Here is a 15,088-nt window from a genome sequence, read left to right on the forward strand (position 1 = left end):
GTGTTGGATGAAACGGCTTTTGACCTGCGAAAATACCTTCGGCGCAATTCGGCTTCGGTGACGGTGTGGATCGCACTGCTGACTTTGATCCTGTTTGGGCTGATGCGCTATGACAACTTTGGAAGCGCCTACAATTTCTCGTCTTTCCTGAATTACAACGCGATGTTCATTGCGATCGCGCTGGGCATGTGCTTCGTGATCATGACCGGCGGGATTGATTTGTCGGTCGGATCCGTGGCGGCCTTTACGTCGGTTGTTGCGGCCTATCTCAGCCCCTACGGGATTCAGATTGCGCTGCCGGGGGCCGTTCTTGCCGGCGTTGGCTTCGGAGCGATCAACGCCTTTTGCATAATCATCCTTCGGATCCCGCCCTTCATCGCCACACTGGCAACCATGCTGGCCGCCAAAGGCGGCGCATTGGTGATTTCGGGCGCCCAGACAATTTCGGTCGATTGGGGGTCGAACTTCACCAAGCTTGGCATGGGGCAGGCGTTTGGCCTGTTTCCTTGGGCAATCGTCATCGTAGCCGGATTGACGCTGGTACTTTGGCTGGTGCTGGAAAGGACAACCATCGGGCGGACCGTCTTGGCGATCGGGGGCAGCGAGGATGCCTCGAACCTAATGGGCCTGAAAGTCAATCGCGCCAAGGCTTTCGTCTACCTGCTTTCGGGAGGCTGCGCAGGGCTGGCTGGCGTCTTTCTGGCCTCGGGTTTTGGAGCCGGACAACCCCTTGAGGGCATCGGATGGGAATTGTCGGCCATCGCGTCCGTCGTTGTGGGCGGCACCTTGTTGACAGGTGGGATGGGGTCGATCCCTGCGACCGTGGCCGGAGCGCTTTTGCTGGGTCTGGTGTTCAACGTTCTGAACTTTGAAAACGGTCAGGGCACCATCAGTTTCAGCGCCTATTGGCAGATGGTCATACGTGGAGGCTTTCTTTTTGCGGTCATCCTTTTACAGTCTCGGGTTATTGCCAGGCAGCAGAAGGTCTTGGGTTCGTGAATCGCATAGAAAGTGTTTCAGCGCGGCTGTTCAACGTCCCGCTCGCCGAAGTCCTGGTCGATGCCAAACATGGGGATCACACGTTCTTTCAATTGATCACCGTCACCATTCAAACGACGGATGGGGTTGAGGGGGTTGGGTATACCTATACGGGCGGCAAGGGCGGTCATGCCATTCTGGCGATGATCCAGCATGACCTAGCGCCGTTCCTGGTTGAGCAAGACGCCGAACAGATCGAAAGCCTGTACGATGCCATGCAGTGGCATGTGCACTACGTTGCACGGGGCGGGATCGCCTCGTTCGCTATCTCGGCCGTGGATATTGCCCTTTGGGACATTCGTGGCAGAACGCAGAATGCACCACTGTGGCAAATGGCTGGTGGAGCGTCCAAACGGTGCAAGGCCTATGCCGGCGGGATCGACCTGAATTTCTCGTTGGAGAAACTGCTGCGGCAGACCGAAGGCTACCTTGCGCGTGGGTTCAACGCGGTCAAGATCAAGGTTGGGCAACCGGATCTGGCCGACGATCTTGCACGTGCCCGGGCAGTGCGCGAGATGCTGGGGCCGGACCGGTTCTTCATGGTCGATGCGAATTACTCTATGAGTGTCGAACAGGCCATCGTGGCTGCCAGAGGGTTCGCCGATTGCGACATTCTGTGGTTCGAGGAACCGACTATTCCAGACGACTACAAAGGTTATGGCCGAATTGTCGAAGCGACGGGCGTTCCCCTTGCCATGGGTGAAAACCTGCACACCATACACGAATTCGAATACGCCTTTGATGACGCGAATTTGAGTTTCATCCAGCCCGATGCCTCCAACTGCGGTGGGATCACCGGGTGGCTGCGCGTGGCCGCGATAAGCGCACAGCACGACATTCCGGTTTGCAGTCATGGGATGCAGGAGCTGCACGTCAGCCTTGTTGCCGCGCAACCCAACGCAGGGTGGCTAGAAGTACACTCATTCCCGATAGATCAGTACACGACCCGTCCGCTTGTTGTGGAAGACTGTATGGCCGTGGCCCCGGATACACCGGGAACCGGAGTGGAATTCGACTGGGACAAACTGAATGCGGAACACATGGAGATGCATACATGACAACCGAGACGATCTGTGCGGCATACTATAGGGGCAACAAGAGCTTTGCTGTAGAGCAAGCCCAAGCGACGGATCCGGGCCCCGGCGAGGCTGCCGTTCGCGTTGCCTATTGTGGGATTTGCGGGACGGATATGCACGTCTACCACGGCAACATGGATGCCCGTGTCGGCCTGAATCGGGTGATTGGACATGAGATGTCAGGTGTCGTCGACGCGGTGGGCGAGGGCGTCAACACAGTCGAACCCGGCCAGAACGTTGTTGTCCGACCGCTTGATCACTGCGGAGAATGCCCAGCTTGCAAACGGGGGCATCAGCATATTTGTCAAAACCTCAAATTTCTCGGCCTCGACACCGATGGCGCCATGCAAGAGATCTGGACCGTTCCGGCCCATACGTTGCACATTCTGCCGGATGACTTGCGCATGGATCACGCGGCGCTGATCGAGCCGGTCGCCGTTGCCTGCCACGATGTGCGATTGTCTGACCTGCAACCTGGCGAAGACGTTGTCGTCATCGGCGGCGGCCCGATCGGCATCCTGGTTGCCATGGTTGCGCGGGATGCGGGTGGAAATGTCGTGATTTCCGAAGTGAATCCGAACCGTCTTGCGGTTGCTGAAAAACTTGGCTTTGACACGATAAACCCAATCGAAACCGACCCGGTGTCCACAATCAACGCGCGCACGGGCGACAAAGGCGCAGATGTGGTTTTCGAGGTGTCGGGAACGCAGCCCGGAGTTGATGCGATGACCGCAGTTGCCGCGACTCGGGCCCGGATCGTGATGGTCGCGATCCATGCTCAAAAGCCCCAGATAGACCTGTTCCAGTTCTTCTGGCGAGAGCTGCAACTGATCGGTGCTCGGGTCTATGAGCCGGAGGATTACGAGAAGGCGATCGCAGTTGTCGCCTCGGGCGGAGTGGACGCGGATGTTGTGATTACCGACGTCAGCCCTCTGTCAGGCATTCAGGCTGCGTTCGAAGCACTGGATCGCAGCCCAACCGCAATGAAAAGCCTGATCGAAGTAGGACCGCGTTCATGAGTGTTTTGCAAAGTTTCGACCTGACGGGGAAGACAGCGCTTGTGACCGGGTGCAAGCGCGGCATCGGGCGCGGCATGGCCGAGGCATTGGCATCGGCCGGAGCTGATATCATCGGAGTGTCGGCCTCGCTCGAGTTGTCCGGGTCGGATGTCGAAAAAGCCGTGACGGCGATGGGACGCAGCTTCCGGGCTTACCAATGCGACTTCTCGGATCGCGCTGCGCTGCATGCGTTCATTGATCAGTTGAGGACCGACGGACAACCTCCTGATATCCTTGTCAACAATGCCGGCACGATCAAACGAAAACCCGCCGCTGAACACCCGGACGACTGGTGGGACGAAGTGATCGAGGTGAACCTGTCCTCGCAGTTCGTTCTGTCCCGAGAGATCGGCAAGGACATGCTGGCGCGCGGCTCGGGAAAGATCATCTTCACCGCATCACTGCTGACATTTCAGGGTGGCATCACCGTGCCGGGCTACGCGGCCTCGAAAGGTGGGATTGGTCAGCTGACTAAGGCCTTGGCCAACGAATGGGCTGGGCAGGGCGTGAACGTGAATGCGATCGCCCCCGGCTACATCGCGACCGACAATACCCAAGCCCTGCAGGATGACCCGGTCCGGTCGAAGGCGATCCTGGAACGAACACCCCAGGGCCGCTGGGGTACGCCTGGTGATTTTGCCGGACCGGTGGTCTTTCTGGGTTCTGCGGCGTCGGACTACGTCAACGGTGAAATCCTTGTCGTCGACGGGGGCTGGATGGGGCGATAGCACTGCCAACGCTCCATGTGACCCAAAGCATCAAGTCCCGATGTAGTGCACCTTCAATCGGCGAGTTTTAGGTGCCTCGCGATGTTCGAACAGGTACAGGCTTTGCACGCGGCCCAATTGAAGCTGCCCCTGTTCGACCGGGATCGATACCTGAGTTTGCGTCAACAGCGCCCTCAGATGCGATGGAGCGTTGTCGTCCTCGGTCGGGCGGTGGTGATACTTGCCTGGTGACTTGGGTACGAGTTCCTCGAAGAACGTCTCGATATCCTTAAGCACCTCGGGATCGGCATTGGCCTGCACCATCAGCGCGGCACCCGTGTGGACGCACCAAAGGGTTAGCAGGCCCGAGACAAATTCGTGTTCGGACACCGCACGCTGAACGATCCCGCTGATGTCGATGAGGGATTTGCTCGGCGTTTCAATTGACAGCTCGAAAAACTCTTGATTCATCCAGCAGGCCCTTTCCTTGATTTCACGCGAACGCGCCCAGCTTTCTACATCCCACTTGGCATTCAGCAATGGGGATCAAAATTTTGATTTTGAACGCATATTGACTGTACGTCTATGCAAACAGGCTTTTGAACCTGTCCACACACTGACGAAAACCATCTTCGAAGTTCCCGTTGCCGGGGTGATAAACGCTTTCGAAAGAAATGACGCGATCATAGCCGTCGGATCTGAGCGCGCCCGCGATGGGTTGGAACAGAGGCGCAAGCTGACCTTCCCCCATGCGGCGCACTTCCAGCGTTGCCCGCGGCGTGTCGACCTTTACGTCCTTGATGTGAATGTGACCCAAGTAGCCGCCACGTAGTTCTTCATAACCGTTCGGGTATGCCAGTTCATGGCACCAGCAGTTGTTTCCGGGGTCCCACAGCACTTTCAAAGTGTCTTTTGCATCCAACTCGTCAATCAGCTTTCGGGCTGTATAGTTGGAATTGACCAGCGTGCCGTTTCCGGTTTCCACGACAAGCGTCACCCCCTCAGCTCTTGCTAGTTCAACCGCCGGCGCGATCAGAGGCGGCATCGTGTCCCATACCCCATGCGCCACGTTCCACTTCTCGGCGCCGTTTTTTCCCCAGAGTATCTGCTCTTTTCGTTGCGTCATGATCCGAACCAGCGGAGACCCAACAACATGCGCCATGTCGATCACGCGTTTCAAGGCGTCCATGTGCCGAGTGTGCAGGTTGTCGCCGGGCCTGTTGGCAGCTGTCATCCCCGCAAAGATATGGCGAGACAGACACGACACAAGCTTGCCCCGGTCGCGCAAAAGCGCGTCGATCTCGGCAATTTCCTGCGGGGAATGGTCCCCGACCTCCGTATCGCCAACGAACTGAAGCTCTGCATAGTCCAGACCGAATTCGTCCATTACGTCCACGGCATGCCGCAGGTCGCGGGAAATGCCGTCGCAAATCACACCTAGTTTCATGTTCGTCCCCCCTCAGCGATGCAATTCTGCGCCAACGATCTCTTCGATGACGCGAGTACACACCCAGTTGTCGCCGTTCGGGTATTTGGTTTTTCCTGCGTGAAAGATCTGCATTGCGGATGACGCTGTGTGCATTGGAACGCCCAACGAACCGGCCAGTGCCAGTGAGATAGTCAGGTCCTTATGCATGGTTGCGATATGACTACCGGTGGCCACGAAATTGCGATCAATGATGTTTTCAAGGGCGGTATTCACGACGCCGCACCCCGCGCTGGATGAGGAGAACACATCGAGTAATGCCTGACCGCTGACACCGGCTTTGGCCGCCAGGGCCGCAGCCTCGAATGTGGCGGAAAAGATCGATCCGATCAGAGATTGCAGGCAGGCTTTCACGGTTTGCCCGTCGCCGGCGTTTTCTCCGACCCGATGAATGGTTGCCGACACTGCCTGCATGACTTCGGCATTTCGGTCCAGCACATCCGCAGCACCGGCAGCCATCATCGTCAATGTGGCGTTCTGCGCGCCGGGGAACCCACCCGAGACAGGGGTGTCTATTAGGTGGATGCCCGTGCCCTCCATATCCAGCCCGATGGCGTGGGCTTCGGCCGGGGTAATGGTCGCCGACAGGATGACCGTTCCGCCTTTCGCCATGTTCGGAACCAGCCCGTTTTCACCCAAGATGACATCGCGGGCCTGATCTCCGTTCATCACCATGACAAACACAGTGGCGGCGTGACGACCGACTTGCCCCACGCTGTCCTTGGGCCGGCCGCCCATGTCGGCAAATGCCATCATGCGTGTCTCGCTCAGGTCGAAACCGGATGTTTCAAAGCCATTCTTGATCAGGTTTTTGGCAATGCCGCTGCCCATGTCGCCAAGACCGATTACGCCTGCTGTTTTCATTTGGAATCCTCCCGTTTTCCGCCATTTTGGTTTGGCAGACGTTTCGAAAAATGATGCTCAATTGCATCGGTTTTCGCGGGAGTTTCACGCGTCTTGAACAGACGTCGGGCGAGTCCGGAAGACACCCCGCTGCCCGTTTACGTGCCGTAAGTAAACGAAGAATGCTGCGGTCAGGCAAGCAAAGAAGTGTCGCAGCGGAAAGAAACCGCCTGTCCCGACGCGTTACGAGAACGCCGCCATGATGCCGCGCAGTTCCGCCAGCCCGCGCATTCGTCCAATCAGCGGATAGCCGGGAGTGCTTTGTCCGCCCAGATCGCTCAGCAGTTCTTGTCCGTGGTCGGGCCGCATCGGAATTTGCCAGTCGCCCCGCCCTTGGGATTTGCGTCGGCGCTGTTCGTTCATCAGTCCGCGAATGGTGCTTACCATATCGGTGTCGCCTTCCAGATGCGTGGCCTCAAAGAAGTCCGGCTTCTGACTGTCTGACCCCGCGATGCGTCGGGTATTCCGCAAGTGAACAAAGTGAATCCGGTCGCCATGCCTACGCACAAAATCCGGCCCATCGAATTCGGGGGACACTCCCAGCGATCCGGTACACAACGTTGCGCCGTTCGCCAACAAATCAACCGCATCCAGAACGGCGCCGTAGTCATTGGCGTTGGACATGATCCGTGGCAGACCGAGCAGCGAGAACGGCGGATCATCTGGATGACAGCACAAGCGCAATTCCAGTTCTTGGGCCACTGGGGCGACCTCAAACAAGAAGTCGATCAGGTTTGCGCGAAGCCGGTCACGGTCTATGTGAGCATAAGTCCGCAACAAAGCGCGCACGTCCTGCACGCTCCACTGATCGTTGGCGCCGGGCAGCCCCGCAGTGACATTATGCTGCAACTGGGCCTTGGACTCATCTGACATGCGCGAGAAGCGATCCTTGGCCGCTTGCTGGACGACGCTGGAATAGTTTTCGGACGCGCCCGGACGTTCGAGAATATGTATGTCGAAAGCAGCAAAATCGGTCAGGTCAAACAGCATTGCCGTTCCGCCATGCGGCTGCGGGGCGCGAAGGGCGGTGCGCGTCCAATCCAGGATTGGCATGAAGTTGTAGCAAACGACTTTATCGCCACGGGCGGACAGGCCCCTGAGGCTGGACTTATACGCCTGCAGATGCTCGGTCATGTCTGCGGACTGCGTCTTGATCGCCTCGGAGACAGGCAGGCTTTCGACAGCGTCCCAACTGTACCCGGCAGCGGCCAGCACTGCCTGCCGATCGGCGATGCTCGGTTCGTCCCAGGGTTTTCCCGGCAGGATGTGATGCAGTGCAGTTACAATACCCTGAACCCCGATTTGATGGAGATCGGCCAGGACGATCGGATCATCGGGGCCGAACCAACGCCAGCATTGTTTCATGGCAGCCATCCTTCATACAGCGGGTGATCGGGCCTGATTGGAAGGGCAACGCGCTGCCTGGTGCGAGCCGCGTGGTAAACCGCCGTCACGAGCCCGATGGACGCAGCACCGTCCTGCAGCGTAACGGCCGAGTTTGCCTCGAACCGCAGAGCCTTGCCTACTTCGGTAAAGAACCCTTCGAACCCCGTTGGCTCGACCGCGGCGACTGCAAGAGCGTTGTCGACGGCGACTTGATCCACCGATTCCCGCGCGGCGAATGTCCAAGGCGATTGACCCGGGGCATAGGGTTCCGTGCCAGAAGTAGCGGTCAGTTTTTCAAAGACGAACCGCAGGCGGGTTTCGTCGGTGGCGGCGCCCAGGGAGATGCTGCTTGTGCACAATGCTCCGGAAGTCATGCCAAAGCAGATTGCGGCGCAGTCTTCGGTCTCGATCGGGTTGACCCGCGTTGTGACCATCGCAGACACCCAAGCGATATCACCCGCGATATGAGTCAGCAGATCATGGTTGTGGATCGCATGGCCCAGCACTGCGCCGCCGCGTTCACCGGCCCATGTTCCCCTCCAAGGCACCGCATAGTAGTCTGCCCCTCGGGACCAATGGGTTTCCAGCGCGGCGGTTTGGACGGCTCCGGTCAGGCCTGCGCGCTGCAAATGGCGCAATTGTGCCAGTGACGAGCCCCACCGGTATTGAAAGACCGGAAACACCTGCCTGCCCGCGCTGCGTGCGGCTGCCGTGATCCGATCCACATCCTGCATCGAGGTCGCAAGAGGTTTTTCGCAGACGACGTGTTTTCCTGCGGCCAGTGCCGCAAGGGTGGTCGGTACATGCAGATGGGGCGGCAGACAGATGTCGATGACATCTATCGTCGGATCATCCAGCGCGTCCTGAATGTTGCTCAGTGCTCGAAAATCCGAGTTCTGTCGGATCTGTTCGATCCGATCCGTATTCTGGTCGACAACGGCGGCTACCTGGAAGGTGCGACCAAGCCGTTCCAGCGCGTTCAGATGCTGCTCACCGATACCTGCGCCAAGGATCGCTACATTGATCATCTGCGTTCCGCCAATTCCTGCGCGCGCAGCGCCAGTTCCATGACCGTAAAGCAGTGGGTCTGCGTCATTGCGGTTTCGGTCCGGTTGCGGATGTCATCGGCGAGGCGCGAAAAGTAGGGAAGGCCGGCGTCGGTTGCGTCGATCTTTTGGCAGGCTTCGCCGTTGACGAGGATTAGATGGTCTGTTCCCGAGGCTCCACCCACATCAACGTATTTCCGTATCTCGATATATCCATCTGTGCCAAGGATCGTTAGGCGACCATCCCCCCAGTTTGGCAGGGCATCCGGCGTAAACCAGTCAACCCGGATGTACCCGGTACCATTCTCGCTGCGCAGATTGAGCTCTCCGAAATCCTGCAAACCGGGATCTTTGGGGTTTGCGTAGTTCGCCACGAAAGCGTTTGTGATTTCCGCGGTTTCCGAACCTGTGTAATGCAAGAACTGATCGATCTGATGCGAGGCAATGTCGGTCAGAATGCCGCCATAGCGGTCACGCTTAAAAAACCACTCCGGCCGGGTTGCCCGATTCAATCGGTGCGGGCCAAGTCCGACCGTTTGGATCACTCGCCCTATGGCACCGGCCTCGACCAACTCGGTCGCCCTGGTGCTGACCGGCGTTTCAAATCGTTCGGAAAAATTCACGGACCAGATTCGACCGGTGTCCACGACCGTTCGCTTGATCTGGTCGAATTGCTCGAACGTCGTGCAGCCCGGCTTGTCGCTCATGACATCCATGCCGTTCTGCATAGCGCGGATCGTCAACGCGGCCCTATCTGCCGGAATTGCGGAAATCAGCGCTAGATCCGCCCCGCAGGTTAGAGCGTCTTCCAATCGGGCCAGCCGCGGAATTTCGGGAAACCATTTGACGTAACCCGGCAGCGTTTCCGGATCGCCTTGTGTCCAGTAGCCAACGCAGTCCACGCCGATTTTACGCATGTTTTCCGTCATGCCATAGATATGGCGGTGGTCCAGGCCTAGGGCGACGCAGGTCAGGCTCATGAGGCGACTCGTGATTTCTGGCCGGTTTGATTGGCAATCTGCATCGCGTCTATGACGGCGTGGGTCAAAAGGGCACTGCGTCCGGTGGCCAGCGGCCGCGTTCCACCGGCGACGGCCTTGGCGAAATCCTCGATAACCGTCTGGTGCCATTCATGGGTGAATGCCATGGGATCGGCCCCTCCGCCTGTGGCGGACGTTTCGCCAACCGTGGATTTCCGACCATCGAAAGTGGTCAAGGTTAGGACACCTGACTCCAGATGCGCTTTGGCGCGCGTGCCCTGGATCGTGATAGATTCAGCGGCCCCAGGATATTCGGCAGTAGTTGCCATCAACGTTCCTACCGCGCCGTTATCCATTTCAAAGATTGCTCCTGCCCAATCCTCGGCCTCGAGATCGTGTAACGGAGTTTTTCTCATCATGGCCTGAATGTCCGAGATCGGCCTCAGCAGCCACATCGCAAGGTCAAGCGTGTGGATTGCCTGCGAGATCATGACACCGCCTCCGTCGCGTGCATAAGTGCCGCGACCCGGCTCGTCATAGTAGCTCTGATCGCGCCACCAGGGGACACGGATCTCCACCGTGACGATCGCGCCAAGCTCACCCCGTTCAATGGCTGATTTTAGCGCCTGCGAGGCGGCGCGGGCGCGGTGCTGAAAAACGATGCCAAGCGGCACGCCAGACAGTTCGCACTGTTCGACAATGGCTGTCGCGGCGCGCAGCGTTCTCTCGATGGGTTTTTCCATCAAGATCGGTTTCGACGCAGTCGACAGAACCCGCACCAACTCTGTGCGTTGATCGGGCGGTGTTGCGATGATCGCAAAGTCGACGTTTGGGTCGTTTGCGATTTCCTCGACCGAGCTGAATGCCCGGGTGTCGTTTCGCTGCGCGACCTCAGCTGCTTTTTCAGGATTGCGCCCAAGGACGCCGGCAAGACTGAGGCCTTGATCCGATGCCCGAATGGCCGCTACATGCGTGCCCGAAACCATCCCCAAACCAATCAGCGCAATTTTCATTCATTCCCCCGGATCACACGGTCAGTCTGCGTGTTCGAACGGCAAAGATGCAACTATAAAAAAATGTGTTAACAATTGCGGGCAGTAGTATCGGAGGCAGAATTGACTGGTAATTTGAATGGCATGGCAGAAGACCTGTACCTGAGCATCAAGGATCTGCCGATCGTGTCTCCGCATGGTCACTGTGATCCGGGGTGGTTTGCAACCAATGAGCCGTTTCCCAACCCGGCAGAGCTGCTGGTGGTTCCCGACCATTACGTGTTCCGTATGCTCTATTCACAGGGCGTGCCCTTGTCAGAACTTGGCGTTGGGGAAGAGGGGCGAAAGAAGGATCCTCGCGCCGTATTTCGCACCTTTGCCGAGCACTGGCATCTGTTTCTGGGAACGCCATCTCGGATATGGATGAACTACGTGCTGCATGAAACGTTGGGTGTGTCTGAGGAGTTGTCTTCACGCACGGCTAACCTGATTTATGATAAGATCTCAGAAAAGCTGGCGCGACCCGAATTTCGTCCGAGGGCTTTGTTCGACAGATTTGGGATCGAGGTTCTGGCTACCACGGATTCCGCTCTCGACGCACTCGTTGAGCATCGGGAGATCCGTACAAGCGGTTGGGGCGGGCGAGTTGTTCCGACGTTCCGCCCAGACGGGGTTTTGGATGGGGCGGATCCGGAGTTCGTACATAACCTGAACAAGTTGGCTGAGCTGACAGACTGCGATCTGGGCAGCTATGATGGCTACCTCAATGCACTGCGAATGCGGCGGGCTTATTTCATCCAGCTGGGCTGTACGGCCACCGATCACGGTATCGAACGCGTGCAGACCGAGTGGCTGGACGACCCGGATGCGCTGTACCAGCGGCTGAGACGGCGGGCAGGTACCGAACAGGACGCCCGCCGGTTCTACGGGCATATGCTAATCGAAATGGCGAAGATGTCTGTCGATGATGGTCTGACCATGCAGATACATGCTGGCAGCAAACGCAACACGAACGACGCGGTTATGCGGGACTTCGGACGGGACAAGGGGGCCGACATTCCAATCGCGATGGATTGGGTCACGGGCCTTGAGGCGCTGTTGAACCGGGTCGGAAACTCGGCGGAACTGCGCATCATTCTGTTCACACTGGACGAAGGCACCTATGCCCGTGAATTGGCCCCTATGGCCGGACATTGGCCGTGCCTTAGGATCGGGCCGCCTTGGTGGTTCCATGATAGCCCAGCCGGAATTGCACGGTACTTCGATCAGGTCGTTGAAACGGGCGGATACTACAATCTGGCCGGATTCAATGACGACACCCGGGCTTTTCTGTCCATTCCAGCACGACACGACCTGTGGCGACGGGGTGTGGCGGTTCATCTGGCCCAGCAGGTTGCGCGCGGCTATTTCGGTCGGGACAGTGCCGAGCATCTGGCGCGGTTGTTAGCGGTCGATCTGGCGAAACAGGTTTACGGATTGCAAAGCTAGATGGGTACAATTCTTCACTTCGGCCTTGGAAACTTCGCCCGGGCGCATTTACTGGACTACACCGATCAAGCGGGCGGATGGGCCGTTATCGGCGTCAGCTTGCGTTCATCCTCGGTTCGGGATGGATTGGCGCGACAAGGTTTCGAGTACGATTTGTGCGTACAGGGGCAGGGCGTCCGGCGCATCAAAGCTCTGCGGGATGTTCTGGTCGCGCCCAAGGATTGTGTAGAGATTTTTGATGTGATGGCGGATGCCGAGATCATTTCGGCAACCGTTACCGAGAAAGGTTATCACTTGGACGCCGCGGGCAAGCTGAACCTTCAGGACCCAGCGATTGCCGCCGATCTGGCGCGTCAAGGGCCCGCGACGCTGATCGGGTTTCTAGCTTTTGGCCTTGCGGAACGGCGCAAGCCAGTGACAGTGCTAAGCTGCGACAACCGCATGGAAAACGGCACAACGCTCGAAACGGCAGTTGCCGATTTTGCGGAAGCAGCCGGTCTGGACGTGAATTGGGACGCTGTTCGCTTTCCCAACGCGATGGTCGACCGGATCACCCCGGCTACCACGGACGCCGTTCGCGCAATCAGCGGCGATCCTATGGCTGTTCCAACCGAGGCGTTCTCGGAGTGGGTGATCGAGGACAATTTCGTCGGCCCACATCCGGATTGGCCGGGCGTGCAACTGGTCGATGACGTGGCCCCGCACGAGATGCGAAAGCTGCGCATGTTGAACGGTGCCCATTCCCTCTTGGCTTATGCCGGGTTGGAGCGAGGCCTGACCTACGTTCACGAAGCGGTTCGAGACCGGGTTTTGCGCCCGCTGGTTGCCGAGTTGATGCAGGATGCGGGCGCAACGCTGCCCGCTACACTGCAAGCACAAGCTCCGGACTATGCCGAGGCTCTGTTGCGCCGTTTTGAAAACCCCGAGGTGGCGCACCGTCTGGACCAAATCGCGATGGATGGCAGCCAGAAGCTGCCGTATCGCTTTGTTCCCACACTCCGTGAAACCGGCTCTCAGGCAGTGATCACGGGGATGCGGGCCTGGATCTCCTATTGCGTGTCTGAGACAGCCGAAGGCAGGGCGCTGAACGATCCTTGCGCGTCGGAAATCGCCTCGGCTGTCAAGCAGCCAGATCCGGTAGTACCCCTCTTGGGTCTTGTTGGTGCTGAGGATCTCGCGCCACTTATCCGGGAATGATCGCGCCGCGGAACTGAACAACGGTGGAAGCCAGATTGTGTCCAGCCATCAGGGCCTTGGCCTGTGAATTTCCCGTCAGCAAGGCCGCGAGGTACCCACCGTTGAAACTGTCGCCCGCCGCTGTGGTATCCAGCACGTTGTTGGCAGGCTCATAGGTTTGGTCAATGTTCTGGCCGATGGACAGAGGACCATTCTCACCGCGTTTCAACGCACCGACACCGTGATGATCGGCAAAGCGTGCCGCCACCTGATCAGTGCTTTCCCCGAAAAGCGCCATCTCGTCGTCGATAGATGGTAGGGCAATATCTGCACGCTGCCAAAGCCGTTGGTTGATCTGCCGGGCGTGTTCGACGCTGTCCCAAAGACGCGGACGAAAATTGCTGTCATAGACCAACCGAACTGAAGAGCCTTCGAGCCAGTCCAGAAGCGCAAGCCTCACCGAATGCGGAAGAATGGCTACGGAAATCCCCGACAAGTACAGCACGTCGTAACCGTTCAGCGGGCTGAAGTCGTGATCGGCAAATAGCTGACGGGCGGCCGCTTCGCTGCGCCAATAGGTAAAGCTGCGTTCACCGTCCGCAGATGTCGTGATCGCGTATAGTCCCGGAGAGATGTTCGGGATCATGCGGATGCCGGATGTCCCTATGCCATGACTGGTTATAAAGCTGGCGATGCGCCCTGAGAACGGGTCGTCACCCAGACATGTCACATACTCCACCTGCAGATCAGGAGCGGCGCGGTGCATGTAGATGGCCGTGTTCAGCGTATCCCCCGCGACGCCCACCTTTGCGCCGGTTTCCAGCATGGACAATTCGATCATTGCTTCGCCGATGCAGGCAATTCGCGTCATTTCTTTTCTCTTTTCCAGATGATGAGACCAGCAGCCATAATCAGTGCAGCCCCCGCTAACGTGAATGCATCCGGTACCGTGTCAAAGAACAAATAGCCCCAGATCGCAACGTAGATCAGGAACGAATAGGTGAATGGCATCAACTGGTTCGCCGTTCCAAACCGATGCGCGTTCGTCAGCAGTTGATGCCCGCACCAGCCAAAGACACCAAGGCCGATCAGTACAATCAGGCTCCACGTGTTTTCTGGCTGGACCCAAAACCATATGGCGAACGGTAGCAGAACCACCGTCCCGGTAAGCCCAAGGTAGAATTGCATGGTGTCCACGGCAACAACCCCGGACAGCTTGCGCGTCATGATCGAGTACAAGGCCAAAGCGCTGGCATTGTAGACGATCAACAGCATGGTCGGATGAAAGGCCGAACCAAACGGCTCCACGACAACCAACACCCCCAGAAAGCCCAGGATGATAGCTGCCCAACGCCATAGGCCCACGCGTTCTCTCAACACGAAGACAGACAGAAAACACACGATGACCGGGCTTGAGAACATGATTGCCGACACAACGGTCAAAGGCAAAAACCGCAGTGCATAAAAATTGAAAACGGTCGCCGAGATCAGCAGCAAAGCCCGACTAATGACCTGCCATAGATGGTCGGTCTTGAACCGGCTGGCCTCAATCCCGCCCTTGGCGATCACGCCCACGGAGATCACAAAGTGCCCCGCATAGCGCATGAACGCCAATTGAAATGCCGGCACGCCGGCCAACGCCAACCACTTGGCCCCAAGATCCACCAGCGAAAAGAATAGCCACGCCGTCAGCATCAGCACGATGCCAAGGCGCGGCAGGTCCGCAGTGGGGTTGGCGGAGACGGCCATCGA

General features: G+C 58.1%; 15 protein-coding genes. 6 read left to right on the top strand and 9 right to left on the bottom strand.

Annotated elements, in window-relative coordinates; genetic code table 11:
- Genes QMP16_RS00245 through QMP16_RS00260 form a run of 4 tightly spaced genes read left to right on the top strand, consistent with a single transcriptional unit; the run spans position 1 to position 3,900 of the window.
- Positions 1–999: an ABC transporter permease gene (locus tag QMP16_RS00245; RefSeq protein ID WP_282150783.1), complete on the top strand. Its 999-nt coding sequence runs from the start codon at positions 1–3 to the stop codon at positions 997–999.
- Positions 996–2,096 (top strand): mandelate racemase/muconate lactonizing enzyme family protein, encoded by a 1,101-nt coding sequence (locus QMP16_RS00250; RefSeq protein ID WP_282150784.1) that lies wholly within the window; start codon positions 996–998, stop codon positions 2,094–2,096. Before QMP16_RS00245 ends, QMP16_RS00250 begins: the two co-directional genes overlap by 4 nt.
- Positions 2,093–3,133, top strand: a complete 1,041-nt coding sequence (locus tag QMP16_RS00255) for a zinc-dependent alcohol dehydrogenase (RefSeq protein ID WP_282150785.1) — start codon at positions 2,093–2,095, stop codon at positions 3,131–3,133. The genes QMP16_RS00250 and QMP16_RS00255 overlap by 4 nt, the downstream gene beginning before the upstream one ends.
- A complete protein-coding gene (locus QMP16_RS00260) occupies positions 3,130–3,900 on the top strand; it encodes an SDR family oxidoreductase (protein ID WP_282150786.1) in 771 nt (256 codons plus the stop codon). The genes QMP16_RS00255 and QMP16_RS00260 overlap by 4 nt, the downstream gene beginning before the upstream one ends.
- Positions 3,901–3,930: 30 nt before the next feature.
- Here the strand turns inward: QMP16_RS00260 and QMP16_RS00265 are convergent, their stop codons facing one another.
- The 7 genes from QMP16_RS00265 to QMP16_RS00295 form a co-directional block, all read right to left on the bottom strand.
- Complete coding sequence (locus tag QMP16_RS00265; protein ID WP_282150787.1) at positions 3,931–4,350, bottom strand: secondary thiamine-phosphate synthase enzyme YjbQ; 420 nt, start codon at positions 4,348–4,350, stop codon at positions 3,931–3,933.
- A gap of 112 nt (positions 4,351–4,462) precedes the next feature.
- Positions 4,463–5,326, bottom strand: a complete 864-nt coding sequence (locus QMP16_RS00270; protein WP_282150788.1) for a sugar phosphate isomerase/epimerase family protein — start codon at positions 5,324–5,326, stop codon at positions 4,463–4,465.
- 12 nt (positions 5,327–5,338) lie between these two features.
- Positions 5,339–6,229 (bottom strand): NAD(P)-dependent oxidoreductase, encoded by an 891-nt coding sequence (locus tag QMP16_RS00275; protein WP_282150789.1) that lies wholly within the window; start codon positions 6,227–6,229, stop codon positions 5,339–5,341.
- Positions 6,230–6,451: 222 nt separating this feature from the next.
- Positions 6,452–7,633, bottom strand: a complete 1,182-nt coding sequence (gene uxuA / locus QMP16_RS00280) for a mannonate dehydratase (RefSeq protein WP_282150790.1) — start codon at positions 7,631–7,633, stop codon at positions 6,452–6,454.
- Positions 7,630–8,682: a Gfo/Idh/MocA family protein gene (locus QMP16_RS00285; RefSeq protein ID WP_282150791.1), complete on the bottom strand. Its 1,053-nt coding sequence runs from the start codon at positions 8,680–8,682 to the stop codon at positions 7,630–7,632. The genes uxuA and QMP16_RS00285 overlap by 4 nt, the downstream gene beginning before the upstream one ends.
- Complete coding sequence (locus QMP16_RS00290; protein WP_282150792.1) at positions 8,679–9,680, bottom strand: Gfo/Idh/MocA family protein; 1,002 nt, start codon at positions 9,678–9,680, stop codon at positions 8,679–8,681. The genes QMP16_RS00285 and QMP16_RS00290 overlap by 4 nt, the downstream gene beginning before the upstream one ends.
- Positions 9,677–10,693 (bottom strand): Gfo/Idh/MocA family protein, encoded by a 1,017-nt coding sequence (locus QMP16_RS00295; protein WP_282150793.1) that lies wholly within the window; start codon positions 10,691–10,693, stop codon positions 9,677–9,679. Before QMP16_RS00295 ends, QMP16_RS00290 begins: the two co-directional genes overlap by 4 nt.
- Positions 10,694–10,816: 123 nt before the next feature.
- Here QMP16_RS00295 and uxaC point away from each other — a divergent pair, with 123 nt between their 5' ends.
- Positions 10,817–12,160 carry a glucuronate isomerase gene (gene uxaC / locus QMP16_RS00300; RefSeq protein ID WP_282151563.1) on the top strand — a complete coding sequence of 448 codons (1,344 nt, stop codon included), beginning with the start codon at positions 10,817–10,819 and terminating at the stop codon, positions 12,158–12,160.
- Positions 12,161–13,357: a mannitol dehydrogenase family protein gene (locus QMP16_RS00305; RefSeq protein ID WP_282150794.1), complete on the top strand. Its 1,197-nt coding sequence runs from the start codon at positions 12,161–12,163 to the stop codon at positions 13,355–13,357. It abuts the gene before it with no gap.
- Here the strand turns inward: QMP16_RS00305 and QMP16_RS00310 are convergent.
- Both QMP16_RS00310 and QMP16_RS00315 read right to left on the bottom strand, forming a co-directional pair.
- Positions 13,344–14,207, bottom strand: coding sequence for a sugar kinase (locus QMP16_RS00310; RefSeq protein ID WP_282150795.1), 864 nt, complete (start codon positions 14,205–14,207; stop codon positions 13,344–13,346). The two genes, QMP16_RS00305 and QMP16_RS00310, sit on opposite strands and share 14 nt — an antisense overlap.
- A complete protein-coding gene (locus QMP16_RS00315; protein WP_282150796.1) occupies positions 14,204–15,085 on the bottom strand; it encodes a DMT family transporter in 882 nt (293 codons plus the stop codon). The genes QMP16_RS00310 and QMP16_RS00315 overlap by 4 nt, the downstream gene beginning before the upstream one ends.
- Positions 15,086–15,088: the final 3 nt, after the last annotated feature.

The organism is Ruegeria atlantica, from assembly GCF_947495585.1.
GTDB classification, from domain to species: Bacteria; Pseudomonadota; Alphaproteobacteria; order Rhodobacterales; family Rhodobacteraceae; genus Ruegeria; species Ruegeria atlantica_G.

Coding starts and splice junctions, on each gene's coding strand:
- QMP16_RS00255 (WP_282150785.1), top strand. CDS start 2,093: ATGACAACCGAGACGATCTGTGCGGCATACTATAGGGGCAACAAGAGC.
- QMP16_RS00260 (WP_282150786.1), top strand. CDS start 3,130: ATGAGTGTTTTGCAAAGTTTCGACCTGACGGGGAAGACAGCGCTTGTG.
- QMP16_RS00265 (WP_282150787.1), bottom strand. CDS start 4,350: ATGAATCAAGAGTTTTTCGAGCTGTCAATTGAAACGCCGAGCAAATCC.
- QMP16_RS00310 (WP_282150795.1), bottom strand. CDS start 14,207: ATGACGCGAATTGCCTGCATCGGCGAAGCAATGATCGAATTGTCCATG.
- uxuA (WP_282150790.1), bottom strand. CDS start 7,633: ATGAAACAATGCTGGCGTTGGTTCGGCCCCGATGATCCGATCGTCCTG.
- QMP16_RS00285 (WP_282150791.1), bottom strand. CDS start 8,682: ATGATCAATGTAGCGATCCTTGGCGCAGGTATCGGTGAGCAGCATCTG.
- QMP16_RS00305 (WP_282150794.1), top strand. CDS start 12,161: ATGGGTACAATTCTTCACTTCGGCCTTGGAAACTTCGCCCGGGCGCAT.
- uxaC (WP_282151563.1), top strand. CDS start 10,817: ATGGCAGAAGACCTGTACCTGAGCATCAAGGATCTGCCGATCGTGTCT.
- QMP16_RS00290 (WP_282150792.1), bottom strand. CDS start 9,680: ATGAGCCTGACCTGCGTCGCCCTAGGCCTGGACCACCGCCATATCTAT.
- QMP16_RS00270 (WP_282150788.1), bottom strand. CDS start 5,326: ATGAAACTAGGTGTGATTTGCGACGGCATTTCCCGCGACCTGCGGCAT.
- QMP16_RS00315 (WP_282150796.1), bottom strand. CDS start 15,085: ATGGCCGTCTCCGCCAACCCCACTGCGGACCTGCCGCGCCTTGGCATC.
- QMP16_RS00275 (WP_282150789.1), bottom strand. CDS start 6,229: ATGAAAACAGCAGGCGTAATCGGTCTTGGCGACATGGGCAGCGGCATT.
- QMP16_RS00295 (WP_282150793.1), bottom strand. CDS start 10,693: ATGAAAATTGCGCTGATTGGTTTGGGGATGGTTTCGGGCACGCATGTA.